Annotated in this window: 19 protein-coding genes and 2 pseudogenes; 16 read left to right on the forward strand and 5 right to left on the reverse strand. The window is 64.1% G+C overall.

What is annotated here, in order from left to right; all coding sequences use genetic code 11:
- Positions 1 to 44 precede the first annotated feature (44 nt).
- Positions 45 to 437, reverse strand: coding sequence for a glycine cleavage system protein GcvH (gcvH, locus tag HNO53_RS09735; protein WP_209478183.1), 393 nt, complete (start codon positions 435 to 437; stop codon positions 45 to 47).
- Positions 438 to 912: 475 nt separating this feature from the next.
- Here gcvH and HNO53_RS09740 point away from each other — a divergent pair, with 475 nt between their 5' ends.
- Entirely contained in the window at positions 913 to 2319 is a 1407-nt protein-coding gene (locus HNO53_RS09740) for an alanine/glycine:cation symporter family protein (protein WP_209478185.1), read from the forward strand.
- Positions 2320 to 2408: 89 nt separating this feature from the next.
- Positions 2409 to 3525: pseudogene (gene gcvT / locus HNO53_RS09745) on the forward strand (glycine cleavage system aminomethyltransferase GcvT).
- Positions 3526 to 3605: 80 nt separating this feature from the next.
- On the opposite strand, the gene HNO53_RS09750 reads toward gcvT, so the two are convergent.
- Genes HNO53_RS09750 through HNO53_RS09765 form a run of 4 tightly spaced genes read right to left on the reverse strand, consistent with a single transcriptional unit; the run spans position 3606 to position 7581 of the window.
- Positions 3606 to 5720, reverse strand: a complete 2115-nt coding sequence (locus tag HNO53_RS09750) for a YjbH domain-containing protein (RefSeq protein WP_242597601.1) — start codon at positions 5718 to 5720, stop codon at positions 3606 to 3608.
- On the reverse strand, positions 5717 to 6499 hold the full coding sequence (locus HNO53_RS09755; protein ID WP_209478187.1) for a capsule biosynthesis GfcC family protein: 783 nt from the start codon (positions 6497 to 6499) through the stop codon (positions 5717 to 5719). Before HNO53_RS09755 ends, HNO53_RS09750 begins: the two co-directional genes overlap by 4 nt.
- Before the next feature lie 15 nt (positions 6500 to 6514).
- Positions 6515 to 7264, reverse strand: a complete 750-nt coding sequence (locus HNO53_RS09760; protein ID WP_209478189.1) for a YjbF family lipoprotein — start codon at positions 7262 to 7264, stop codon at positions 6515 to 6517.
- Entirely contained in the window at positions 7264 to 7581 is a 318-nt protein-coding gene (locus tag HNO53_RS09765; protein ID WP_209478191.1) for a hypothetical protein, read from the reverse strand. The genes HNO53_RS09760 and HNO53_RS09765 overlap by 1 nt, the downstream gene beginning before the upstream one ends.
- An 822-nt stretch (positions 7582 to 8403) precedes the next feature.
- Here HNO53_RS09765 and HNO53_RS09770 point away from each other — a divergent pair.
- The 14 genes and pseudogenes from HNO53_RS09770 (at position 8404) to HNO53_RS09835 (ending at position 24938) form a co-directional block, all read left to right on the forward strand.
- On the forward strand, positions 8404 to 9513 hold the full coding sequence (locus HNO53_RS09770) for a polysaccharide export protein (RefSeq protein ID WP_209478598.1): 1110 nt from the start codon (positions 8404 to 8406) through the stop codon (positions 9511 to 9513).
- A 10-nt stretch (positions 9514 to 9523) separates the two neighbouring features.
- Positions 9524 to 9982, forward strand: coding sequence for a low molecular weight protein-tyrosine-phosphatase (locus HNO53_RS09775; protein WP_209478193.1), 459 nt, complete (start codon positions 9524 to 9526; stop codon positions 9980 to 9982).
- Positions 9983 to 10017: 35 nt separating this feature from the next.
- Positions 10018 to 12216 carry a polysaccharide biosynthesis tyrosine autokinase gene (locus HNO53_RS09780; RefSeq protein WP_209478195.1) on the forward strand — a complete coding sequence of 733 codons (2199 nt, stop codon included), beginning with the start codon at positions 10018 to 10020 and terminating at the stop codon, positions 12214 to 12216.
- Between the two features lie 112 nt (positions 12217 to 12328).
- The gene (locus tag HNO53_RS09785) at positions 12329 to 13645 is read left to right on the forward strand and encodes a nucleotide sugar dehydrogenase (RefSeq protein WP_209478197.1); all 1317 of its coding nucleotides are present in this window, start codon (positions 12329 to 12331) and stop codon (positions 13643 to 13645) included.
- Between the two features lie 28 nt (positions 13646 to 13673).
- Positions 13674 to 14624 (forward strand): Gfo/Idh/MocA family oxidoreductase, encoded by a 951-nt coding sequence (locus HNO53_RS09790; protein ID WP_209478199.1) that lies wholly within the window; start codon positions 13674 to 13676, stop codon positions 14622 to 14624.
- Between the two features lie 8 nt (positions 14625 to 14632).
- Positions 14633 to 15226: pseudogene (locus HNO53_RS09795) on the forward strand (acyltransferase); the annotation flags it as partial.
- 6 nt (positions 15227 to 15232) lie between these two features.
- Positions 15233 to 16363, forward strand: coding sequence for a DegT/DnrJ/EryC1/StrS family aminotransferase (locus HNO53_RS09800; RefSeq protein WP_338034809.1), 1131 nt, complete (start codon positions 15233 to 15235; stop codon positions 16361 to 16363).
- Between the two features lie 22 nt (positions 16364 to 16385).
- The gene (locus HNO53_RS09805) at positions 16386 to 17831 is read left to right on the forward strand and encodes a lipopolysaccharide biosynthesis protein (RefSeq protein WP_209478201.1); all 1446 of its coding nucleotides are present in this window, start codon (positions 16386 to 16388) and stop codon (positions 17829 to 17831) included.
- Positions 17828 to 19453, forward strand: coding sequence for an asparagine synthase-related protein (locus tag HNO53_RS09810; protein ID WP_209478203.1), 1626 nt, complete (start codon positions 17828 to 17830; stop codon positions 19451 to 19453). Before HNO53_RS09805 ends, HNO53_RS09810 begins: the two co-directional genes overlap by 4 nt.
- A complete protein-coding gene (locus HNO53_RS09815; RefSeq protein ID WP_209478205.1) occupies positions 19453 to 20115 on the forward strand; it encodes a GNAT family N-acetyltransferase in 663 nt (220 codons plus the stop codon). Before HNO53_RS09810 ends, HNO53_RS09815 begins: the two co-directional genes overlap by 1 nt.
- A complete protein-coding gene (locus HNO53_RS09820; protein WP_209478207.1) occupies positions 20112 to 21038 on the forward strand; it encodes a GNAT family N-acetyltransferase in 927 nt (308 codons plus the stop codon). Before HNO53_RS09815 ends, HNO53_RS09820 begins: the two co-directional genes overlap by 4 nt.
- Positions 21039 to 21043: 5 nt before the next feature.
- Positions 21044 to 22492: a polysaccharide deacetylase family protein gene (locus HNO53_RS09825; RefSeq protein ID WP_242597602.1), complete on the forward strand. Its 1449-nt coding sequence runs from the start codon at positions 21044 to 21046 to the stop codon at positions 22490 to 22492.
- A gap of 18 nt (positions 22493 to 22510) precedes the next feature.
- Positions 22511 to 23860 carry a hypothetical protein gene (locus HNO53_RS09830; protein ID WP_209478211.1) on the forward strand — a complete coding sequence of 450 codons (1350 nt, stop codon included), beginning with the start codon at positions 22511 to 22513 and terminating at the stop codon, positions 23858 to 23860.
- Positions 23820 to 24938 (forward strand): glycosyltransferase family 4 protein, encoded by a 1119-nt coding sequence (locus tag HNO53_RS09835; RefSeq protein WP_209478212.1) that lies wholly within the window; start codon positions 23820 to 23822, stop codon positions 24936 to 24938. The genes HNO53_RS09830 and HNO53_RS09835 overlap by 41 nt, the downstream gene beginning before the upstream one ends.
- Positions 24939 to 24949: the final 11 nt, after the last annotated feature.

Consider the following 24949-nt stretch of genomic DNA (forward strand, 5'->3'; position numbering starts at 1 on the left):
GGTCGCCGGGCCGGGAGCATCGCTGCAGCGCTCGGAGGAGCCGGTCAGGCGTCGCTGTCGACCACGGCCTGGTACGCCTCGGCATCCAGCAGTGCTTCGACGGCAGCTGCATCCTCGACGCGAACCTTCATGATCCAGCCGCCCTCATAGGGCGCTTCATTGACCGTCTCGGGGGCATCTTCGAGGGCTTCGTTGACCTCGACGATCTCACCGGCCAGCGGGGCATAGAGGTCGGAGGCAGCCTTGACCGATTCGATCACGCCGAACTCTTCTCCTTTCGCGAGGGTACGACCCACCTCGGGAAGTTCGACGAACACGACGTCGCCAAGGGCTTCCTGGGCATGATCGGTAATGCCGATGGTGACGGTGCCGTCGCCATTGTCGAGCACCCACTCGTGACTGTCGTTGTAGCGCAGGTTGGCAGGGATCGAGCTCATGATATTTTTCCTATACGAAAAAGGTTTCTGTCTGTGCGACGAATGCTAACGCCATTGACGCCGTTTGGCGAGCCCTGGGGCCGCCCTGGGGTCATGCGCTAGAAGTGCCGCATCGATAGCGTGGCGTCTAGGGTGGCAGGCGTCCAGTGCAAGATGCGCAAGAGTAGGCTTTACGCTGTGCAGCGCTGGGATTCGACATGGCAGGAGAGGCTCACTACGCTGTGAAGCGTGTTGCTCGGGAGCCAGGCTAGGCTTGTGCGTGTCGCCAAAATGTAAGTCATACGGTCATACGATATTTGTTTCCGATACGAAACACGCGCTAAGCTTGCGCAGCCGAGACAAGACGAACGACTGGCAGCAGGCTTTGTGACCTGGTGGAACGATTGCGGTACTTTCCGCTATGGTAGCGCCGTCCGATAGTGGGGATCTTCGGAAATTGCCTTAAAAATAGTCTAAACAACAGAGGGATACGTTCGTGGAAACATTGACAGCGATATTCAGCGCCATCAACGGCGTGGTTTGGGGGCCGTTGATGCTCATCCTGCTATTGGGGGTGGGGCTATATCTGCAGATCGGCTTGAAGCTCATGCCTATCCGCAAGCTGGGCACCGGTTTCAAGCTGATGTGGCAAGGGCGTGATGCCAAGCCGGCGCCCGGCGAGGCGAAGAAGGCGGGCGACGAGGGTGAAATCTCTCCGTTCAACGCGTTGATGACGGCCCTGTCGGCCACCATCGGTACCGGCAACATCGCCGGCGTGGCAACGGCGATCGCCCTGGGCGGACCAGGTGCGGTGTTCTGGATGTGGATCACTGCGCTCGTCGGCATGGCGACGAAATTCTCCGAGGCAGTGCTCGCGGTGCGTTTCCGCGAGACCGACAGCACCGGCTACCACGTCGGCGGCCCGATGTTCTATATCAAGAACGGTCTGGGCAGGAAGTGGCTGTGGCTGGGCGGCGCCTTCGCTTTCTTTGGCGCCGTGGCGGCCTTCGGTATCGGCAACACCGTGCAATCGAACTCCGTGGCCGACGCCCTCGACTCCACCTTCGGCATTCCTCCCTGGATGACCGGCGTGGTCATCATGGTCCTGGCGGGTGCCGTCATCCTGGGCGGTATCAAGCGCATCGCCAAGGTAGCGGGCAAGCTGGTCCCGGTCATGGGTATCGCCTACGTGGTGGCGGGCCTGCTGGTGCTCATCGTCAATGCCGGCCAGATCGGCGAAGCCTTCGGTCTGATCTTCTACTACGCCTTCAATCCGGTGGCGGCGGCGGGTGGCTTCGCCGGCGCGGCGGTGATGGCAGCGATCCGCTTCGGCGTGGCGCGCGGTATCTTCTCCAACGAGGCGGGCCTGGGCAGCGCGCCCATCGCCCACGCGGCGGCCAAGACCCGTAACCCGGTTCGCCAGGGCTTGATCGCCATGCTCGGCACCTTCATCGATACCATCATCGTCTGCACCATCACCGCACTGGTCATCCTGACCTCCACGGTATGGATCGACGGCGAGCAGGGGGCTTCGCTGACCGCGCTCTCCTTCGATGCGGCCTTGCCGGGCTGGGGCAACCAGATCGTGTCGCTGGCGCTGGCGGTTTTCGCCTTCACCACCATCCTGGGCTGGTCGTTCTACGGTGAGAAGTGTTTCCAGTTCCTGTTCGGTACGCGCTCGATCATGCTCTACCGGGTGCTGTTCGTGCTGGCGATCCCGCTTGGCGCCATGGCCCAGCTCGGCTTCATCTGGCTGATGGCCGACACCTTCAACGCCATGATGGCAATTCCCAACCTGATCGCGCTGGCCTTGCTGTCGCCCGTGGTATTCAAGGTGACGCGCGACTATTTCAACGGCGAGACCGTGCTGCCGGGCGAGGATCTGGACCACGACAAGCACTGAACGACTGCCGCGACGATGGAGAGGCACCCTGGTGTGCCTCTCCCTCCGTGGCAGCTCTCTCGCCTACCATCACGTCATGAGGAAACCCCATGAGCCAACTCAAGCGTACCCCCCTGCACGACCTGCATCTCGAGCTGGGAGGCAAGATGGTCCCCTTTGCCGGCTATGAGATGCCGGTGCAGTACCCGCTTGGGGTCAAGAAGGAGCACGAGCATACCCGTGCCGCCTGTGGCCTGTTCGATGTCTCTCACATGGGGCAGATCCTGTTGCATGGTCCGCGTCCTGCCGAGGCGCTCGAGACGCTGGTGTGTGCCGACATCGTGGGCCTGCCCGAGGGCATGCAGCGCTATGCGCTGTTCACCGGTCACGAGGGTGGCATTCTCGACGACCTGATGGTGGCCAACCCTGGCGATGGGGTGCTCTATCTGGTGGTCAATGCCGCGTGCAAGGAGCAGGACGTGGCACTGCTCGAGACGGGCCTCGTCGATGAACACCGGGTCGAGGTGCTGGAACGAGGCCTGTTGGCCCTGCAGGGACCCAAGGCCGCCGACGTCATGCGCCGGCACTGTCCGCAGGCCTGCGAGATGGTGTTCATGCAGCACGGCCGCTTCGAGATCGATGGCGTATCCGTATGGGTGAGTCGCAGTGGCTATACCGGCGAGGACGGCTTCGAGATCTCGGTGCCGGCTAGCGAGACCGAGGCATTGGCGCGCCGCCTGCTGGCGGAAGAGGAAGTCGAGGCGATTGGCCTGGGGGCGCGTGACTCCTTGCGCCTGGAAGCAGGGTTGTGTCTGTATGGCCACGATATCGACACCGAGACCACGCCGGTGGAAGCCGGACTGATCTGGGCCATCGGCAAGCCCGCGTCGCCACGGCGGCGAACGATCGGCCGGTTTCCCCGGGGCCGACGTGATCCTGCATCAGGTCGATGCCAGGGATCATCGCCGCAAGCGGGTTGGCCTGCTGGGGGAAGGGCGTGCCCCGGTGCGTGAGGGAGCCGAACTCTACAGCGAGAGCGGTCAGCGCATCGGTGAAGTAACCTCGGGTGGTTTCGGGCCCAGCGTGGGGCAGCCTGTGGCGATGGGCTACGTCGATGTCGAGCAGGCCGATATCGGCACCACGGTCTATGCCGAAGTCCGTGGCAAGCGTCTGCCCATGGTCGTGAGCAAGATGCCGTTCGTGGCGCCGGGCTATTATCGCGGCTGATCGTGTTTATACCGTTATCTTATTTCCAGGCCACCGCATTTCCATGCGGTGGCCTGGTCGTTTCAGCGGCAGTCCTGCGGTCAACGCATCAGCTCGGCCTGATCCTGCCAGTAGCGGCCCATGCTGCGCTCCTCTGTCAGCTCGTAGAGTGACTCGCGCCGTGCAAGACGGGCGCCACCGTCGCGGGTGAGCGGGCTCCAGGAGAGATTGGCCCGCTGTCGCGTGGAGTGAACGAAAAAAGCGTCGAGCGGCAGCGATAGGTAGATGCCCTTGTCGAAGCTGCCTTCGCCGAAATCGCTGCCGGCATCGGTGAACGTGGCCCAGCCGCCGAGGCGCACCCCGGAGTCGAACTCGCGGGAGACGTCGAAAGTGACGCCGAGATCGCCGGCCAGGTAGCGACCGACACTGACCTTGGCCAGCATGTCCTCGTAGTCGGTTTGCCAGTAGCCGGTCAAGTGGCCCGTCCAGGTGCTATAGTCGCGCATCTCGAAGCGCTGATCGAATTCACGCTGCTTGACCCAATTGAGGTCGAGGCCGAGAGCCATGTCGCTGTTGAACGGGCGGTAGAGCAGTTCGGCGCCGGCGCCGGCGAACATCGTCTCGAGCAGCCCGCCGTAGCCCAGGGCGTACCAGTCGTTACCCAGTCGGGCGGTACGCGTGTACTGGAGATTGCTGATGCCGATGTCGGTTTCCGCCAGATAGTCGCCGATATGGGTACGCACGCGAGGCAGGTCAGAGGAGCCGATATAGCGATACTTGCCAAGGTTATCGGCCAGCGTGTAGGTGAGAGAGCCCGAGATCCAGTGCTGGGCTCCCAGGCGGTACTCGCCGGCTAGGTTGGCGGATATCCGGTAGAGGTAGCCGTCGGGGCCGCCAAAGTTCTGCTCGAGCTGGGGCTCCAGGCTGTAGTTGAGGCCGCGTGGGGCGGCTTCATGCAGCACCTCGCCTTGTGTCGGGTGAAGCATGGCATGCGAGTAGAGCCCATGACGATAGGCGACGCTATTCTCGCTGGATGACGCTGCAGCGACCAGGGTGTCACGGTCGTGAACGCTCTCGCGCAGCGCCATCCCACGTTCATGCCAGCGGAACCGGAAAGTTTCCACGTCGCTGTCGAGATGGTTGTGTAGCAGGCGCGCGGCACGCAGTTCGCTCTCGGCGAGCGAGCGATAGCGCGTGGGTTCGCCCTCGACGGTCACGCTGGTTCCGTTCTGGTGGATGCGATAGACCCCGATGCCGGCATTGGCGTCCAGTTCACGGCTGAGTCCGTTCCAGTCGCGGGTGTGCTCGGTCGGGGGTGGTGTCAGTTCGACGGGGGCTGGATCTCGCTTGGCTTGGGAGATGCTGGCCAGATTGGTGGCCAGGGTGATACCGATCATGGCGGTGTCGCCGCGCTGCCAGCCGGCCTTGAGCTCGATGCCGTCGGTGAGGCGCAGCCGAGCACCGAGATTGACGCGCGACGTCTGTGTCTGGTCGTTACGCTGCGGCTCATGCTGGTAGTCGTTGCCATCCAGTTCGAGCTGAAGCACCAGCGGATCCCATGGTGTCTGGTACTCGATCCCGCCGAACAAGGCACTGCGGCCGCTGAACAGACTGCCTAGGTTGAAGTCGCCCCCATCTCCTCCCGAGCTAAATCCGGTGCGTCGCTCAAAGCGCTCGTCCAACTGGGCCATAGGATTGGTGAAGTCTTCGTGATTGCCCAGGTAGCCCCAGCCGATACCTAAGGAGAAATCGAAGCTGTGCCAACGCTTGCTGGCGACCAGGTACTCACCCGAGAAAAGTCCGGTACCGCCGATATCGCGCGCGCCAACCGCAATTTGCGGCCAGTAGCGATCCTCTTCGCGCAATCTCACCTTGAGGTCAATACCCTTGTCGAGGTTGTTGCGGTCATCGCTGGCAGCCAGATAGCGACGGTTTTCCACCTCGACGTAGCGAAAGCCGGTTTCGAGCCACTCCGTGGGCTGGAAGAAAAGCCCGTAGCGTCGGTATGGTGCGGTGCGTGACAGCGAAAAGGCGAACCCTCCAAGCGGTGCCATCCGAGCCGTAGGCGTCTGCATTATTCCTACGCCGCCGAAGTCACTCTGCCCGGTGCCAAGGCGAGGCTGTCCGGGGTTGGCGAGTGCTGGCGTGGTCATGGCCACGGCAATGGCGAAGGTCAATGGTGCGAGGCAGGGCGATCTTGGGTTTGATCGCTTCACGTGGCTGGCCCTCCTGAATCGACCTGACCCGCGGCTTCCGGCACGGCGATGGTATGGCAGGTATCGCCGGGCAGGCGGGTGGCCAGGAAGCCTGGCAGGGCACGATTGACCCAGGCGGCTTCCTGAACCGGTTCGGCGAGGGCGAGTGCAATGCGAGTGCCGGGAACCAATGGCGCATCGCTGGCATTCCACGCGGCGACCCCAATGCGGCGAGGAGCCCCTTGTGGGGTAATGAGCCATGCCTCGTCGGCGCGTGCCCACTGGGAGTCCGCTTGCTTGTTGAGCACATCTCGCAGACTCAGCTCCGGGGCCCATTGATGACGCGTTACGCCACCGAAATGCCACAGCTCTACCCAGTCGGGAACGTCACAGTGCCCAACGGCGGCCAGCGAAGCCAGCATCGGATCATGACGCGGTGCGGCGAGCAGGGCGGCGAGATCGGCCCTGGCGGGTGTGCGTGCCGGTTCCGACTGCAGTTCGGCAATGGCGGCCTGCCAGGTTTCCAAGCCGCGGGCCAGATCGGTTCGCCCGTCCAGAGCATACCAGTCGATCAGGGTCCTCAGCTCCTCGTGTAGGCGCCTGGCCCGGCGCTGCTCGGTTTGTTGTTGCCGCTCCAGCAAGAAGTAGCTGTAGGCGGCTGGTTCGGGCAGGGCCTGCTGCGCGAGCCACAGGTCGGAGAGCCGCAAGGTCTCGGCGTGGCCGTGATGGGGCAGGGCCAGTAGGGTGCTCAGGCAGGCTATGCGCCAGCCGCCGGCACGGGTGGGGGGGCGTCGGGTCATTCTCGCTCTCTTCTATTACGACGATGGCACGATATCGGGCCGGCTCGACTGCCCGGCATCGCGCTCGGTGTCCTCGGCATCGCTCCACCAAGGCCTCGCCACCTGCCAGCGCAGGCGTGGGCCATGCGGCCAGAGCGCCATGTCACCCCCCCAAATCCGCTCGCTGCCCGGCTCGCGCCAGAACGTCCCGCGGCTGTGCGTATCACTGCCCACCCAGTCGAGTCGCTCGGTGCAGCGCTCCAACGATAGTCGGGTCAGTGGAAGCTCGAGTGGCTGAGCCGCGTCGCAGGTAAGGCTTGCCACCGCCTCGTCTTGCCACTCCTGGCCGTCTGCATCGCGCCAGTGAGCATGTACCCGATACTGTCCTGTAGGCCCTGGCTCCGCCGAGTGCCACCGTCCCAGCAGAGTCGCTTCGAAGCCAGCCGTGCTTGCAGGCATGCCATCGCGCAGGTGCAACGTGGCACGGTCGCCCGCCTGCCAATAGGTATCGCGACCGCGCTCTCCCGTACGGTGCGCCATGACCAGCAGGGCCTCATTGCCCTGAAGGTGTGCTACCAGTGTCGCGTAAGGCAGTGCTTTTGCCTGTGCTGCCGGGTCCTCGCCCTGGCGTCCCCCCATTAGCGTGGCGCCCATCGGCGTCAGCTGACCTCCTTTGGCACAGGCCGTCAGGCCCGTGACCAGGCTACCCAACAGCAGCAAGCGAAGCAGGACCGCCTTGCGGCGGCCCTGTGTCGGTACACGTTTGCACCGTTTGTCGCGTCTCATCAGCGCGTCCCGGTAGCGGTACCCGTTCCAGTACCAGTGCCGGTGCCGGAGGCGCCAATCGCTACGCCGATTCCGGCGGCTCCCCGGCTCACTGCGCCGGCCAGGGCTTGCCCGGAACTCCCCGGGGCCTCGGCACCTGCGCCTACACCCGCGGTGAGTCCGCCGCTGGCCACTGCGCCTGGTGCGGGCGTAGCGGCCGAATTGCCCGGGGCGCCTGGCGTGCCCTGGGGAGGCGTGGCCTGCTGTGCCAGCGCGAGCGGCGCGAGGCCCAGCAGCGTCACGCCCGCCAGGGTGGCGACGCGTTTTCGCAACTTCATGGTTTCAAGCATATCGATATGGCTCCTTTATTGCGCCGGTTACTACCGGCGGGACGAGTGGCCGGATAGTGCATCCACCTGTCTTTCTACGGATGGCTATCTGACCCACCTGCCGTCGGCAGGCAATCAAAGATGGGCTGCGCAAGTTTACCCCCGTGATGTTTAAATTATCATGGGGGTTGGCTTGAGTGGGGCAATTGATAACCTATTTCTTCATGTCAGGAAAGAAACTTATCTTGTTCCAAAGTGTGCTTCTGTATATAAGGGTAAAAAAATGTATAGAATGCGGTAGGGGGTAGTGACGAGCAAAAAAAAGGATTATTCTGGCCGTGTTCACTTGGTGCCTTGCATGGATGTAAAGGCCCTGTCTTATCGAATTCCTTGAGTTCACGTCGTATCGCGGTTCATGCCGCTGGATTTTTTCGCCTTGAGATCAAGGTGATGCGCGTGGCCTCGGGGATCGTCGTTTAACCTCGTGGCGGTAGCGTGCCTGGCGATAGGCTGGCGGCAGGTGGGGTGTCCTTATTAAACAGCATCGACAATTAATTATTCTTAGGGATGAGTTTGGGTATGGGTGTCGACATGAGGGGACAGTTTGATTTTGTCAGTGTCGCCAAATGACAACGAAAGTACCTAGTTGCAGTGTCAGGGTGGGAAATCTAAGTGAAGTGGATGTTGTAAGTTCGTTTCTCTCCGTGTCACTCGCTGGCGACATTAATGAATAATAATAGAGACACGAGCGACTGCTTAAGACGACAGGGTCCGAGTTAATAATGACACGCGAGTGATATTTCGATGAATCGTTACTTCTTGCGGCTCCGGATGGGGCGATTGTTTCTCTTGTTTGGTCTGATCGCTTTAGGAGGGTGCGCCTTGGCCCCGGGCGGGCATATCGATTATGAGGCAGACGCTGCGCCGATCGACGACCTGGTCGACATCGAGCCCATTACTTTCGGGCTCGTGCGCAGCCAGGGTCAGGAAGGCTTCGAGGCCGATGACATGGAGAGGGTCGGCGACGCCCTGCGTGAAGGCGTCACTGGCTACGAGTATTTCATCGGCAAGGGCGATGTACTCACCATCATCGTCTATGGCCATCCGGAGCTGACCATACCTGCGGGCGGTGAGCGTAGTGCCGCGGAGTCGGGCAACACCGTGCATAGCGATGGAACCATCTTCTATCCCTTCATCGGTCGTATTCCAGTGGAAGGGCGCACGGTGCGAGAGGTTCGTGAAATCATCGCTCGAGGGCTAGAGCCCTATGTGGCCATGCCGCAAGTCGAGGTGCAGGTCGCCCAGTACAACTCGCAGAAGGTGAACGTCACCGGTGCCGTGCAGGAGCCCGGCCCGCTGCCGATCCGCAACGTGCCGATGAGCGTGCTCGATGCCATCAACTTGTCCGGAGGGCTGGCGGAGCATGCCAACTGGCACGAGGTGCTGCTGACGCGGGATGGCGAGGAAATGCGCTTCTCGCTGCATGAAATGCTCAACAACGGTCGTCTCGATCGGGACATGTTGTTGCAGGATGGCGATGTGCTGCACGTGCCCGACAACAGTAATCAGAAGGTCTACGTCATGGGTGAGGTGCGCGAACCCACGAGCCTGCCTATGGGGGCGAGCCGACTCACCTTGACCGATGCGCTTTCCGAGGCCGGGGGAATCAACGAGGGCAACGCCGATGCCTCGGGGATCTTCGTCATTCGCCGGGCAGCTTCGGACAGCGACAAACTCGCCACGGTCTACCAGCTCGACGCCAGTAATGCCGCCGCATTGATGCTGGGCGCCGAGTTCACTTTGCAACCTACCGATGTGGTGTACGTGACGACTACCCCGCTGGGGCGGTGGAACCGTGTAGTACGTCAGTTGCTGCCCACCGTCAGTAGCCTCTACCAGACCACCCGCACCGGGCGTGAGATGGATCGAGTCCGTGAATAGAGGGAAGAGAATGTTTCAGGAAGTGCTCGTGGTGTGTATCGGCAACATCTGTCGTAGCCCGGTCGCCGAGGCGTTATTGAATAGGGCCTTGCCCGGTCATCGCATCGCATCGGCGGGCCTGGGGGCACTGGTCGGCCATGCTGCCGATCCTGCGGCGGCTCGCCTGGCCGAGGCCGATGGTCTCGACCTCTCCCGCCACCGGGCGCGCCAGATCGATGCCGGTATGGTTCGCGAGGCCGACCTGGTGCTGGTCATGAGCGAAGGCCAGCGGTTGGCGATCGCCGAGCAGTTTCCCTTCGCTACCGGCAAGACCATGCGCTTCGGTCGCTGGTTGCCGGGAGAGGCGGGTGATGGGGTGGACATCCCCGATCCCTATCGCAGGAACGAAGAGGTCTTTGTGCGCGTGCATCGCCAGCTTTCCGAGGCGGCGCGGCTATGGCAGGCGCGTCTCGGCAGCTCGCGAAGCTGAAGCGAACGACCACCTTTCACGCCAGGACTCTAGCAATGGTGAAAGAGATCAAGACGGGCTCACGCCCCGCTTATGACGATATCGACCTGGGCAGGCTGTTCGGCGTCCTGCTCGACAACAAGTGGCTGATCATGCTGGTGACGGCCGTCTTTGCCGTGGCAGCCGTGATCCATGTTCAACTGGCGACGCCGATCTACCGGGCCGATGCTCTCGTGCAGGTCGAAGGCAAAACGGGGCTGAGCAATCCGCTGACCGAAGTGCGCTCGATCCTCGAGGAGGAAACCAAGGCCGAAGCCGAACTTGAGATTCTGCGCTCGCGCATGGTGCTCGGTCAGGCCGTCGACCAGGAACGCCTCGATATCGAGGTGATTCCGACTCGCATGGCGGTCGTGGGGGATTATCTGGTCAGGCGCGGGATGGAGCGCCCCGGGTTTGCCCAGCGCAGCGTCTGGGCAGGAGAGCACCTCAACGTGGGCGAGCTGCGTGTCGATCAAGAATGGCTGGGGCGCGCGCTGCGCTTGGTGACCGGCGAGGCCGGCAGCTATCGGCTCTATCATGGTGAGACCCTGCTCGGCGAAGGCCAGGTGGGAACCACCGAAAGCTTCGACGAGGGGCGGATCGAGCTGCGCGTGGCCGAACTGCAGGCCGGTGAGGGCGCGGAGTTCACCGTGGTGCGCCGTACCCGTCTGGCCGCGATCAACAGCCTTCGCTCGCGCTTCAGCGTTGGCCAGCGTGGTCGTGACAGTGGCGTGTTCAACATGACGCTGCTCGATGAAAATCCCCGCCGCGCCGAGCGCACCTTGAGCGCCATTTCGCAGATCTACCTGACCCAGAATGTCGAGCGCCAGAGTGCCGAGGCGCAGCAGAGCCTGGAGTTCCTCGAGGAACAGGTGCCCCAGGTGCGCAACGACCTGGCCGCCGCCGAAGATGCTCTCAACGCCTTTCGCATGGAACACGACAGCCTCGACCTCAACCTCGAGACGCGCTCGGTGCTGGATCGTGTCGTCGAGCTCGACACTCAGCTCGGAGAGCTGGAGATGGAGCAGGCCGAGCTGAGTCAGCGCTATAACGCCTCGCACCCGCTCTACGCCGCCCTGATGGAGAAGCGCAACAACCTGGAGCGCGACCGCGAGCGACTCAACGAGCGCATCCATGGACTGCCCGAGACCCAGCAGCAAATCCTGCGCATGACGCGTGATGTCGAGGTGACCCAGCAGGTATACGTGCAATTGCTCAACAAGATCCAGGAGATGAACATCACCAAGGCCAGTACCGTGGGTAACGTGCGCATTCTCGACGATGCCGTTGCCCAGCCTGGTCCTGTGGAACCACGCAAGCCGGTCACGGTGGCCATGCTCACGCTAGTCGGGGCCTTTCTGGCGGTGGCTTTCGTCATCCTGCGCAGCATTCTGCATCGTGGTGTGGAAAGTGCGGAGCAGATCGAGGACCTGGGGTTGCCGGTGTATGCCACCGTGCCGCTTTCCGATGACCAGCAGAAGCTGGTGCGGCGGGTCAAACGTCACAATCGTCGACGCGGTCGAGCCGTGACCAATGGCGTGCTGGCTCAGAACGCGCCGGACGATACCGCTATCGAGGCGCTGCGAGGCCTGCGTACTTCGCTGCACTTCGCCATGCTCGAAGCCAACGACAACCGCCTGATGATCACCGGGCCGAGCCCGAACATCGGCAAGAGCTTCATTTCCATCAACTTGGGGGCGGTCATTGCCCAGAGCGGTCAGCGCGTGCTGATCGTGGATGCCGACATGCGCAAGGGGCACGTTCATACCGCCTTCAATGCCGACAGCAAGGGTGGGCTGTCGGAGGTGCTCTCCGACAAGGCCGGGCTCGATGAAGTGATCCGTCAGTCACCGATCAACGGGCTCTGCTACGTGGCCCGCGGCAAGGCGCCGCCCAATCCTGCCGAGCTGCTGATGAGCGAGCGCTTCACGCGGCTGCTCGATGCGGTGAGCGAACGCTTCGACCTGGTGATCGTGGATACCCCGCCGATCCTGGCCGTGACCGACGCTGCGGTGATCGGCCATCACTGCGGTACCACGCTGATGGTGGCGCGCTTCGGACTCAACCCGCCACGCGAGGTAGACGTCGCCATTCGCCGGCTCGAGACCAGCGGCGTCTCGGTCAAGGGCGGCATCCTCAATGCCATCGAACGCAAGGCCGCCACCAGCTATGGCTACGGCTACTACCACTATGCCTACAAGACCACCCAGACCTGAGCGTTGCAGGCGCCAACCAACGCTGTCCGGGCCTGCCACCGCAGGCCGTTCCCTGGCGTGAGGCCGGCTGGCCGCGCGCCGATCACTACCACTCGAAAACCATGGAAGCGTCATGACCACTATCAAAGATCGTCTGATTGGCCGGCTCGAGCGCAAGGAAGCCGTGATCGGGATCGTCGGGCTTGGCTATGTGGGGTTGCCCCTGATGCTGCGCTACAGCGATATCGGCTACCGCGTGCTGGGCATCGACATCGATGCGGGCAAGGTGGAAAAGCTCAACGCCGGACGCAGTTACATCGAGCACATCTCCTCGGAGCGAGTCGCTCAGGCCAGGGATGCCGGGTTCGAGGCGACCACCGATTTCGCCCGCGTGGCGGAAGCCGATGCGCTGATCCTGTGCGTGCCGACGCCGCTCAACAAGTACCGTGAACCCGACATCAGCTTCGTCATCGGTACCGTCGATGCGCTCAAGGGACACCTGCGCGAGGGCCAGGTGATCTCGCTGGAGAGCACCACCTATCCGGGCACCACCGAGGAGGAGTTGCTGCCACGCATCGAGGAGAGCGGCCTCGCGGTCGGCGAGTCGCTGTTCCTGGTCTACTCGCCGGAGCGCGAGGATCCGGGCAACCCCGACTTCGAGACACGCACCATTCCCAAGGTCGTCGGCGGCCATACGACGGCATGCCGTGAGGCCGGCGTGGCCCTCTACCGCCCGGCCATCGACCAGGTGGTGCCGCTCAGTTCCACCCGGGCCGCCGAGATGACCAAGCTGCTCGAGAACATTCACCGGGCGGTGAACATCGGGCTGGTCAACGAAATGAAGATCGTCGCCGACCGCATGGGCATCGACATCTTCGAGGTGGTCGACGCCGCGGCCACCAAGCCGTTCGGCTTTACTCCCTATTACCCGGGACCGGGACTGGGTGGCCACTGCATCCCCATCGATCCGTTCTACCTGACCTGGAAAGCCCGTGAGTACGGCCTGCACACCCGTTTCATCGAGCTTTCCGGCGAGATCAACCAGGCCATGCCGGATTACGTGGTGGGCAAGCTGATCGAAGGACTCAATCAGCATGGCCGGGCGCTCAAGGGCAGCCGCGTGCTGGTGCTGGGCATCGCCTACAAGAAGAACGTCGACGACATGCGCGAGTCGCCCTCGGTCCACATCATGGAGCGCATTCGTGACCGCGAGGCCGAGGTGGCCTACAGCGACCCTCACGTGCCGGTCTTTCCGCCCATGCGCGAGCATCACTTCGAACTGGAGAGCGTGCCCCTCTCGCCATCCACCCTGGCCGAATACGACGCCGTCGTGCTCGCTACCGATCATGATCGCTTCGATTACGACATGATTCGCGCCCATGCCCGTCTGATCATCGATACCCGCGGCATCTACCGTGGAGTCAACGAAGATCGCGTGATCAAGGCCTGACCTCATGTCCCATGCACAGGTACCCGTCATGAAATACTTCGCCCTGATCGGCGCTGCCGGTTATATCGCGCCTCGCCACATGAAGGCCATCAAGGAGACCGGCAACCACCTGGCGATGGCCTACGACATCAACGACTCGGTGGGCATCATCGATTCGATCTCGCCGGAAAGCGAGTTCTTCACCGAGTTCGAGCGCTTTCTGGAGAGCGCGTGGCAGCGCAAGCGCGATCCTTATACGGCGCTCGACTACGTCTCGGTGTGCTCGCCCAATCACCTTCACCATGCCCATATCGCCGCCGGCCTACGGCTGGGCTGCAACGTTATCTGCGAGAAGCCGCTGGTGCCGACGCCGGCGCTGCTCGATGAACTCGGCAAGGTCGAGCAGGAGACCGGACGCCGCGTGTTCAACATTCTGCAGCTGCGTCATCACCCGGCCATCGTCGAGCTCAAGGAGCGCGTGGCCGGCACACCGCGGGACGACAAGTACGACGTCGAACTCACCTACATCACCTCGCGCGGCAAGTGGTATCACGAGAGCTGGAAGGGGGACCCGCGCAAATCCTACGGCGTGGCGACCAACATCGGCGTGCACTTCTTCGACATGCTGCACTTCGTGTTCGGCGATCTGGAGCGCAACGTCGTTCACTACCTCGACGACCATCGCGCTGCGGGCTATCTCGAGTACCAGAAGGCGCGAGTGCGCTGGTTCCTGTCGATCGACAGCAACGACCTGCCGAGCAGCGTGCAGGGCCAGCAGACCACTTACCGCTCGATTCTGTGCGAAGGCCGCGAGATCGAGTTCTCCGGGGGGTTCACCGATCTGCATACGGTCTCCTACCAGGAGATTCTGGCCGGGCGCGGCTTTGGGCTCGACAGTGCGCGTCACTGTATCGAGACCGTCGATACGATTCGCAACGCGTCGTTGGAAATCCCCGCCCGCAATGAGGCACACCCCTGCCTCAAGCGGCACCTGATGTGAGGTTCGCCATGGATAGCCAACCGCACGACCACCGGTATCCCGGTGTACAGATTCACCCCAGCGCCATCGTCGATGCCGGTGCCGAGATCGGCGAAGCTTCCCGTGTCTGGCACTTCGTCCATGTCTGCGGCGGTGCTCGCATTGGCCGTGGCGTTTCGCTGGGGCAGAACGTCTTCGTCGGCAACCGGGCCGTCATCGGCGATCACTGCAAGGTGCAGAACAACGTCTCGGTGTACGACAACGTGACGCTCGAGACGGGGGTCTTCTGCGGCCCCAGCATGGTCTTCACCAACGTCTACAACCCGCGTTCGCTGGTCGAGCGCAAGGACGAGTACCGCGACACCCTGGTGCGCGAGGGAGCGACGCTCGGCGCCAATTGCACCATCGTCTGCGGCGTGACCGTGGGGCGCCATGCGTTCATCGGTGCCGGTGCGGTGGTCAACCGCGATGTGCCCGATTTCGCTCTCATGCTAGGTGTGCCCGCCCGCCAGCAGGGCTGGATGAGCCGCCATGGAGAACGTCTCGAGCTGCCGCTGGAGGGCGAGGGCGAAGTGATCTGCCCGCACACCGGCGATCGCTATCGGCTCGAGGGTAAAAGCCTCCGCTGCATCCCGGCGCAGGAAGCGCCGACCGCCGACAAGGACAGTCATCGCATGGAGTTCATCGACCTCAAGGCCCAGCAGGTGCGCATTCGCGAGCGTATCAATGCCGGCATCCGCAGCGTGCTGGAGCATGGCAAGTACATCCTCGGCCCCGAAGTGGAGGAGCTCGAGGCGCGCCTGGCCGAGTACGTCGGCGTACGCCACTGCATCACCTGCGCCAACGGCACCGACGCACTGCAGATCGCCCAGATGGCGCTAGGCATCGCGCCCGGCGATGAGGTGATCACGCCGGGGTTCACCTATATCGCCACCGCCGAGACGGTGGCGCTGCTGGGTGCGCGACCGGTATACGTCGACGTCGATCCGCGCACCTATCTGCTCGATCCGGAGAAGCTGGAGGCTGCGATCACGCCGCGCACCCGCGCAATCATTCCGGTATCGCTGTATGGCCAGTGCGCCGACATGGACGCCATCAACGAGATCGCCGCACGTCACGGTATCCCGGTGATCGAGGATGCCGCCCAGAGCTTCGGCGCTACCTATCGCGGCCGGCGTTCGTGCAGCCTGTCGCAGATCGCCACGACATCGTTCTTCCCCAGCAAGCCGCTGGGATGCTATGGCGACGGTGGTGCGTTGTTCACCGACGATGACGAACTGGCCAAGGTGCTGCGCCAGATCGCCCGTCACGGCCAGGGGCGGCGCTACTATCATGTCCGGATCGGCGTCAACAGCCGCCTCGATACCCTGCAGGCGGCGATATTGCTGCCCAAGCTCGACATCCTCGACGAGGAACTGAGGCTGCGCGAGCAGGTCGCCGAACGCTACGGCCGCTTGCTACGTGCGCACGGTTTTGCGACGCCCCATGTCGAGCCTCACAACACCAGCGCCTACGCCCAGTACACCGTGGAAGTGGATGACCGTGAGGTGGTGATCGCGCGACTGGCCGAGGCCGGCATTCCTACCGCCGTGCACTATCCAATACCGCTCAACAGGCAGCCGGCGGTGGCCGATCCGGGGGTCGACCTGCCGATCGGTAATGCGGCCTCGCGTCGCGTGGTCAGCCTGCCGATGCACCCGTACCTCTCCCCAGAGGATCAGGAGCGCATCGTCACGGCACTCGGCGACGCAGTGGCCTGAGCCGGACGCCAAGGAGGGACATGTGCTGAATCGGCTCGTCATACCGGCAAGACGCCTGCTACCGACCCACACCTTCGCCCGCGGTGTCAGCGTGCTGGTGGGCGGTACGGCGGGAGCTCAGCTGCTGGCCATTGCCGCGGCGCCGCTGTTGACCCGGCTGTATGCGCCGGAGGATTTCGGCCTGCTGGCGGTATATGGCGGCCTGCTGGCGCTGTTCACCGTGGTGGCCAGCGGACGCTATCAACTGGCGATCCCGCTCCCCGAGACGCAGCGTGAGGCGGCCGAGGTGCTGGCGCTGAGCCTGGCGGTCGTAGCCATGACCACGCTGCTGGCATTGTTGTTGGTGCTGCTGGGAGGAAAGGCGCTGGCCGAGGCGCTGGGCGTGCCCTCGCTGAACCACTGGCTGTGGTTGCTGCCGCTGGGCGTGGCCTTTGCCGGTGGCTATCAGGCGGTCAGCCATTGGGCGGTGCGCACGCGTGCCTTCTCCGCGCTGGCCTCGACACGGATCAAGCAGTCGCTGGCGCTGCTGGCGATCCAACTCGTGGCGAGCCCGCTGGGCGGCGGTGGCCTGCTGCTCGGTCATGCCGCGGGCCAGGGCGCCGGGACGTTGACGCTGGCGCGTCCGGCAGTGAGCGCCATCGGTGAGCATCGGGTCACGGCGGCGGGAATGTGGGCGGCGGCGTGCCGCTATCGCAAGTTCCCGCTGCTCTCGTCCTGGTCGGGGCTCTTCAATACCCTGGGCAAGCAGCTCCCGCCGCTGCTCTTCGCCGCGCTGTTCAGCCCCGTGGCTGCCGGGCTCTATGCCCTGGCGCATCGTGTGCTGGCGATGCCCATGACACTCATCGGTGAAGCCGTGGGCAAGGTGTTCTTCGCCAGCGCCGCCGAGGCGCACCGACAAGGGGAGTTGGGCCAACTGGTGGCCAGGGTGCACGCCATACTGGCGCAGCTGGCAATCCCGCCGGTGCTCATTCTCATAGCGGTCGGCTCGGACCTGTTCGCCCTGGTTTTCGGCGAACGCTGGCGCGAGGCCGGTGAGTTCGCCCGCTGGATGGCGCCCTGGCTCTACCTGGTATTCATCACCTCGCCGTTGAGCCATCTGTTTTCGGTGATGGAACGTCAAGGCCAAGGGCTGATCTTTCAGTCGCTGCTGCTCGGCGTTCGCGTGGCGGCCATTGCCGTTGGTGCCCTGCGGGACGACCTGCTGCTGACGGTGGCGCTGTTCTCGCTGGGCAGCGCCGCTTGCTGGACCGGCTTTTTGGTCTGGATTGCCCGCCTGACCGACAACCCGCCGCGGGTCCTGGCGACGGCTACTCTTACGGCGCTGGGCTGGGGCGTGGCGCTGCTGGCGCCGCTGCTGGCCGCCAGCTGGCTGGCACCCGTGTGGCTGCCGTGGAGTGCTGCGCTGCTGCTCAGCGCCGTGCTGCTGGGGGTGCGCTATGTCTTTCTGCTTCGAAGGGCCTACCAATGAGTTCCATCCATTGTCACTTTAGCTCCTCACGCTGGCAGATGCATGAGCTGCCCGACGGGCGTGGCCATGTCTGCGGCAGTGTCTTGCTCGATGGCCGGCGTCTCGCGTCCGAGGACGCGCTGGCGCGGCTTGAGCCGGTCGTAGACCACGATATTTGGCACCAGCGTCTGGCGCATCTCAACGGGTTCTACGCCCTGGTGCGGCAGACGACGAGCGGTGTGGTGGCTGCGGTGGATCGAGTGCGCTCGATTCCGTTGTTCTATGGCATTCAGGGAAACGCGTGTTATCTCAGCGACGATGCCGATTGGGTCCGGCAGCGGGTCGGTGAGGTGTCGGTCGACGACGAGGCCAAGGCCGATTTCGAGCTGGCCGGCTATGTCACCGGTCGCGACACGCTGTTTCGCCGTGTCAAGCAGCTGCGTGCCGGCGAGGCGCTTGTGGTGAGCGATGCCGAGCCGGCCGTGAGCCTGTCGCTGGCACGCTATTACCGCTTCCAGGATCACGTCATGCCGACTCAGGACGACGGCCGTAGCCAGGCCCGTCTCGAGGAGGGAGTCGAGGCGGCGTGCCAACGCTTGGTCGAGGCGGCCAACGGGCGTCAGATCGTGGTGCCGCTCAGCGGTGGTTACGATTCGCGCCTGATCGCTACGCTGCTGGCGCGCTGCCGCTACCCGCGCGTACTGACCTATGCCTATGGTTATCGCGACAACCAGGAGGCCAAGGTGAGCCGAGAGGTGGCTCGTGCCCTTGGGCTGCCATGGACCTTCGTCGAGTATAGCCAGCAGGCGTGGGGGCGTGTCGCCGACAGCGAGGCGTACTGGCGCTACCAGCAATGGGCTTCGGGCTGGAACGGTATCGCCAACATGCAGGACTGGCTTGCGGTCAAGCAGCTGACGGAGCAGGGGCTGGTCGAGCCGGGTTCGCTGTTCGCCCCCGGTCACTGCTGCGTGACCGGTTTCGTGCCACCCGACGTATTCGAGGCCCGACGGGCAGGCCGCCTGATGCCGGAGGGCGAGCTGGGTGAGGCGCTGCGTCAGCGTCACTTCATGCTCAATACCAGCGAGGAGGGCGAGGCGCTGTTTGCGGAGCGCGTGCTGCCGCGACTGGCCATGGATTACCCCTTGGACGTGCCCCTCGAGCCGGATGAGTTCATTCGCTGGTTCGTGCAGTTTGGCTGGCAGGAGCGCCAGGCCAAGTTCATCGTCAATTCGGTTCGCTGTTTCGAGTTCTTCGGCCACGACTGGTGGATGCCGCTCTATGACCGTGACTTCATGTTCGTCTGGCAGTCGTTGCCGCTCCACTGGTTGGAGGGGCGTGCCGGCTACGTCGACTTCGTCGAGACCCTGTTCGCCGAGGTCAGCGGCCATCGGGCGCCGCTGGGCAACGCCGCGCAGCAGTCCCGGCGGAGCCTGCGCGCTCGGCTGAGCCGCCTGGCGGCCCTGCGCCGTGGCCCGGGGGCACACCTGAAGCGCATGGTAGCGCGCCTGCTGCCGGGCTTGGCGCGGGGCAACACCCTGGCATCCACCGGGCGTTTCCCTCCCGAGGCCCTCGAGCGCCTTCGCGCACAAGGCTATTCGCACAACGGCGTGGCGGCACAACTGTTCCTCGAGAGGTTCTGCTGATGTCGTTTCACACACCGCACCGATATGTCCGGGTCGTCTTCGAGGCGGCCGCGCTGATTGCCCGTAACCTGCGTCGAGCTCGGGAATTCACCACCGTGCCGTTGCGGCACCACGATGGCTACCGCTTATGTGCCATGCGGCCTCCCCATCTGGCCGGTGCCCTGTCGCTGTATGCCGAACTGCACGAGGGCCGCACGCTGGATCTGCCCCGGCGCTGGCTCTATCGCCTGGCGGGGAATCGCCTCGGTGTGGTTGCACTGGACGTCAAGGGGCGCGTGGTGGGCGCCGCCTTCTATGGCTTCAGCCGCCGCGACCTGCACGAGGGGCGGGTGCATTCGAGCTTCAGCGGCGTTCACCCTGCCCATCGCGGTCGCGGGCTGGCCACCGAGCTGCGCCGCACGGCCATCCTGCACTTTCGTGCCAACGGTGTGCGTGGCTACTCCTCGCGCATCTCGGCGGACAACGTCGCCTCGCTCAAGCCCAGCCTGCGTCTCGGTTTTCGCATCGTCGACCGCTACCAGGACCCGGTCAGCGGCGAGCTGCGCTATTACCTGGTGTGTGACTTCGACGATGACTACCAGGATGACGCGACGCAGGAACCGACACCGGAACCCGAACCGCAGCCTCCGACCACGGAGACGGAAAGGAAAGCCGTACCATGACGAACGATCCCCTGTTCCATCCCGGATGGATTCGCTTCAACGAGCAACGCTGGGGGCTGACGGCCGAGCCGCTGTCGTTCACGCCCGAGAAGGGTGACGGCTGGCGCCTCGAGACCGTGCTCTATCGCAACCACCAGGGCCGCCTGGTGACGCCGCCGCGCAACCCTCATCTGCCCATCGACTTCCAGTGCGCCAGCGAGCGTCCCGCCTCGCGCAATCGGCGCAAGCGCCTGGCCCTGACCCGGCTGGCCGAGTACCTGCAGCAATGCGAATTCGGTGGCAGCCTCAGCCTCTCCTCGGAGGCGGACGACGTGAGGCCGTTCGAATGGGCCAACATGGCGGCGCGACCGCGCTTCACCTATCACCTGGACATCGCCACGCGCGAAGAAGCCATCGACCCCAACGCGCGCAAGAAGGCGCGCAAATGCCGCCGGCTCGGCTACGTCTGCGAGATCACCGAAGACTATCCCGCGGTGGCCGAATGCCTGGCGGGTCCGGAGGCGCGCAAGGGCTTCGATTACCGCCTCGACGCCGGCGAACTCTCGCGCCTGGCCGAACTGATGGGACCGGAGCATTTCGTCTGCTTCCTGGCGCGCAGCGCCGAAGGCAAGGCGATGGGAACGCGGGTTTGCCTGTTCACGCCCGGCGGCCATGCCCTGGCGTGGTCGGCCGGCATGAAGACGGAGGCCATGAAGGATGGCGTCAACAATCTGGTCGCCGAAGAGGCGCTCGACTTTTTCGAGCGCCAAGGATGCACGGTCTTCGATTTCATCGGCGCCAACATCGCGCCGGTGGCGGAGATGAAAGAGGCATGGGGCGGGCGCTTGGTGTGCCATTACGCGATCAGTCAGCGAGGCATTCGCCAGCTGGCCCGTGAGGCATATGTCACGGCCCGTACATTGATGAAGAGGGAATCCAAGTGAATGACATGAGCGCACTTTACGATAGGAATTCCCCGGCGCGGCCGAACGCCTCGCTGATACCGGCCGGTGTGTCGGATCACCTGTCAGTGGTCTCGTCGGGCATCACCTCGGGTGAACCGGTGCTCGCCTGGTTGGAGCGTATCCTGCTGGAGCGCTTCGGCGTGCCGCTGCGGCTGGAGCGCGATGGCCCGGAGCGGCTCTATTTACGCCACGCCGATGCGCCGGGGCACGTCCTGTTCGACCGCTTGCAGCCGGGCTTCTACCTGGCCGGCGGAGACCTGCCGCACACTCAGTGGGACGCAACGAGCGAAGGCTACCGCGCGCCGCTCGGCATGCCGCTACCGGCCCCGGGGGCAGCGAGCCTGCCACGGCCGCTGGTGGAGCCGATCGCGGATGGATTGGCGATCCATTACGACATCCTCGGCCTGACCTACTGGATGCTGTCGCGGCAGGAGGAGGTCGATCCGCAGGTCCTCGATCGACACTGTCGCTTTCCCGCCAGCGCTTCCCATGCCGGTCGCTACGGCTATCTGGAGCGACCCGTGGTCGACGAGTGGCTGGCGGTGCTGGGCCAGGCGATCCAGCGCCAGTGGCCGTGGGTAGTACTGCGCCGGCACGAGTTCACCCAGCGCCCGACCCACGACGTCGACCGCCCCAGTCGCTACGGCTTTGCCCGCGACGTCAAGCTGGCCCGGGCCATGCTGGGCGATGCCTTGCTGCACCATCGCCCCCAGGCGCTGGTAGTAGGCCCCTGGGTTCGCCTGAGCACCCGTCGTCGGCTGCACCCGCTGGACCCGCTGAATACCTTCGACTGGCTGATGGATGTCTCCGAGCGCCATGGATTGACCAGCGCCTTCTACTTCATCTGCGGTCGCACTGACCCACGCAAGGATGCCGACTACGAACCGGAACATCCGGCCATGCGCGATCTCATGCGACGCATGCATGAGCGCGGACACGAGATCGGCCTGCACCCCAGCTACCACACCTTCCGCAATCCCAAGGAGTTGGCCAACGAAGCCGTGCGCTTGCGCCGGGTTTGTGCCGAGGAGGGAATCGAGCAGGCGCAGTGGGGCGGACGGATGCACTACCTGCGCTGGCAGATGCCGCTGACGCTGCAGGGATACGTCCAGGCCGGGCTGGATTACGACACCACGCTGGGATATGCCGAAGCGCCGGGCTTCCGCTGTGGCACCTGCTTCGACTATCCCGCGTTCGACCCGGTCAAGGGCGAGCCATTGGCGCTGCGTATCCGACCGTTGATTGCCATGGAGGCGTCAGTGATCTCGCCGCTCTACCTCGGGCTCGGCACCGGAGAGGAGGCCTTCGCATGCTTCAGCAGGCTCAAGGCGCGCTGTCGCAGCATGGGCGGTACCTTCACTCTGCTGTGGCACAACTCGGAACTGACGACAAGTGCCCAGCGCGAGCTCTACGAGCGCGTGCTGGCCGACTGAGCGATGCAGGAGTCTCGCATGGTCCTGTCCGGTGATGCGCTGACGACGCGCGCTTCTGCCATCGGCTTCTTCGTGCTCTTTCCGGGCTTCATCCTCTACCACACCCTGGTGGCGATGGGGATGATGCCGGCGGTGCTGGGCGGCCTGTTCGGGGTGGTGTCGGTGCTGATGTTCATCGTCTACTGCGCGCTGCTGCCGTCCCAGCTGTTCGTCCTGTCGTCCGCTACCCGCGGCTATGCGCTGGTGACGCTGAGCTTCTTTGTCTATGTGCTGCTGTGGTCGGCGGTCAACTACGGCCTGACCGGAGGCAGCGTGATGCAGGCGGCACTGGTCCAGACCGTCGAGACCCTGGTGCTGTGGCTGGTGCTGTTCTTGCTGGGCTATCGCGTGCCGCTCGACTCGCCACGGCTGACGCGCGCCTTCTGGATCGCCTTCGTGCTCATCGCCGGCTACCTGGCGTTGCATGTGGCCACCACCGGTCAGTGGATGTTCTTCGCCCGGCGCATGATCGAGGTCGAAGCCGAGGTAGGAGACAGTGTCTCTACCTATCAAGGCTACGCCCGCAGCGCCCTGGTGCTACTGGTGTTTCTGATCGCCGTCAGTGAACGGGCCGTGGTCCGTGCTGCACTGATCGTGGTTGGCGCTTTCGTCATGTTCGTGCTGGGGGCGCGCTCGGAACTCTACGCCTTCCTGGCGCTCTCGGCGCTGCTGCTGATGCTGTGGGCGGGCATGAGCGTCAAGTACATGCTGACGCTGCTGGCAGTCGTCGGGGTGCTCATGGCGCTGGTGGTGAGTCAGTTCGAGGCCCTGTCGGGCAGCCGACAATTGCAGATCTTCGACCTGTCGGGAACCAGCTCCTGGCTGGCGCGCCAGAACCTCGGGCAGCGAGCCGTGGAGCAGATCCTCAGCAGCCCGGTGTTGGGCCGCTTCGGCGGGCATATCGCCTCGGCAGAGGTCACCGGAGGCTATGCCCACAGCATGTTGTCGGCATGGGTCAACTACGGGCTGCTGGGTTTCACCCTCTATGTCGGCTTGACACTCTCCGCCTTCGCTGCTGCCGCCTATCGCTTGCTTTTCCTCGGCGACCGCGGTGCCGGCTGGGTGTTTGCCTTCTCTCTCAATTTTGTCTGCCTGCTGCTGATGGTGCTGGCCAAGCCGGTGTTCTGGCCGCTGCCGGCGCTTGGCTGGGGCGCCTATGCCAATGCCCTCGTCGCCTCCGGCAGGGAGCGCGACACCTCTGATACGCGGCCGGTCGAGACGGCCGGTCATCACCGCGACGAAACGGGGCAGCATGACGCTGCAAGGAACCTACAAGGACGCAACGATAATGAAAGTGGCACACCTGACCTCCGCTCATCCGCGCTATGACACTCGGATCTTCCACAAGCAGTGCCGGTCGCTGGCCGCCGGTGGCTATCCGGTGACGCTGGTCGTCGCCGATGGTGAGGGAGACGAGGAGCGCGATGGGGTCGCCATCGTCGATGTCGGGCAACTGCCCGGGCGCCTCAACCGTGTCGTGAAGACCACGCGTCGCGTCTTCGAGCAGGCCAGGCATCTGGATGCCGATCTCTATCACCTGCACGACCCCGAGCTGATGCCGGTGGGGCGTCGTCTCAAGCGTCTGGGCAAGCGTGTGGTCTACGACGCCCATGAGGATCTGCCGCGCCAGATGCTGGCCAAGCACTATCTCGGCAAGCTCACGCGGCAGGTGCTGTCCCGCGCTGTCGAGACGTACCAGCGGCAAGCCTGTCGCCAGTTCGATGCCATCGTGGCGGCAACACCTCACATTCGCGATCGCTTCAGCGAGTTCCACCCCCAGGTGGTGGACGTCAACAACTTTCCGATGCTCGGCGAGCTGGACGGTGCGCCCGACGCTCGCTTGAGTGCCAGCCCGGGCGAGTCGCTGTCGGTGTGTTATGTCGGCGGCATCGCCGAGGTACGCGGCATCCGCGAGGTCATCCGAGCGATGGAAAAGGTCGAGCAGGGGTGCCGGCTGCAGCTCGCCGGCGACTTCAAGACGCTGGCCCTGGAACAGGAGGTGATGACCTATGCCGGCTGGGCGCAGGTCGAGGCACACGGCTATCTCGATCGCGCCGGCGTGCGTCGGGTCATGGCCAGCTCGGTCGCCGGCCTGGTCACGCTGCACCCGATCGTCAACTACCTCGATGCGCTACCGGTGAAGATGTTCGAGTACATGAGTGCGGGACTGCCGGTGATCGCTTCGGACTTCCCGCTATGGCGAGAGATCGTGGAAGGCAGCGACTGCGGGCTGTGCGTCGATCCCCTCGACCCCGACGCAATCGCCGGGGCGATCAACTATATCGTGAGCCATCCCGAACGTGCCCGTGAGATGGGCAGGAATGGCCAGCGGGCCGTGGTCGAGCGTTACAACTGGCAGCAGGAGGAACGCAAGCTGCTGGACACTTACCGCGCCCTTGCCCGCTGACCGAGGACCTC

Source organism: Billgrantia antri (assembly GCF_017868935.1).
GTDB lineage: Bacteria > Pseudomonadota > Gammaproteobacteria > Pseudomonadales > Halomonadaceae > Halomonas > Halomonas antri.

Excerpts from the sequence above, each read along its gene's own strand:
- HNO53_RS09770 (WP_209478598.1), top strand. The coding sequence starts at position 8,404 with ATGGGGCGATTGTTTCTCTTGTTTGGTCTGATCGCTTTAGGAGGGTGC.
- HNO53_RS09775 (WP_209478193.1), top strand. The coding sequence starts at position 9,524 with ATGTTTCAGGAAGTGCTCGTGGTGTGTATCGGCAACATCTGTCGTAGC.
- HNO53_RS09810 (WP_209478203.1), top strand. The coding sequence starts at position 17,828 with ATGAGTTCCATCCATTGTCACTTTAGCTCCTCACGCTGGCAGATGCAT.
- HNO53_RS09780 (WP_209478195.1), top strand. The coding sequence starts at position 10,018 with ATGGTGAAAGAGATCAAGACGGGCTCACGCCCCGCTTATGACGATATC.
- HNO53_RS09760 (WP_209478189.1), bottom strand. The coding sequence starts at position 7,264 with ATGAGACGCGACAAACGGTGCAAACGTGTACCGACACAGGGCCGCCGC.
- HNO53_RS09830 (WP_209478211.1), top strand. The coding sequence starts at position 22,511 with ATGGTCCTGTCCGGTGATGCGCTGACGACGCGCGCTTCTGCCATCGGC.
- HNO53_RS09815 (WP_209478205.1), top strand. The coding sequence starts at position 19,453 with ATGTCGTTTCACACACCGCACCGATATGTCCGGGTCGTCTTCGAGGCG.
- HNO53_RS09755 (WP_209478187.1), bottom strand. The coding sequence starts at position 6,499 with ATGACCCGACGCCCCCCCACCCGTGCCGGCGGCTGGCGCATAGCCTGC.
- HNO53_RS09820 (WP_209478207.1), top strand. The coding sequence starts at position 20,112 with ATGACGAACGATCCCCTGTTCCATCCCGGATGGATTCGCTTCAACGAG.
- HNO53_RS09785 (WP_209478197.1), top strand. The coding sequence starts at position 12,329 with ATGACCACTATCAAAGATCGTCTGATTGGCCGGCTCGAGCGCAAGGAA.
- HNO53_RS09835 (WP_209478212.1), top strand. The coding sequence starts at position 23,820 with ATGAAAGTGGCACACCTGACCTCCGCTCATCCGCGCTATGACACTCGG.
- gcvH (WP_209478183.1), bottom strand. The coding sequence starts at position 437 with ATGAGCTCGATCCCTGCCAACCTGCGCTACAACGACAGTCACGAGTGG.
- HNO53_RS09825 (WP_242597602.1), top strand. The coding sequence starts at position 21,044 with ATGAGCGCACTTTACGATAGGAATTCCCCGGCGCGGCCGAACGCCTCG.
- HNO53_RS09765 (WP_209478191.1), bottom strand. The coding sequence starts at position 7,581 with ATGAAGTTGCGAAAACGCGTCGCCACCCTGGCGGGCGTGACGCTGCTG.
- HNO53_RS09790 (WP_209478199.1), top strand. The coding sequence starts at position 13,674 with ATGAAATACTTCGCCCTGATCGGCGCTGCCGGTTATATCGCGCCTCGC.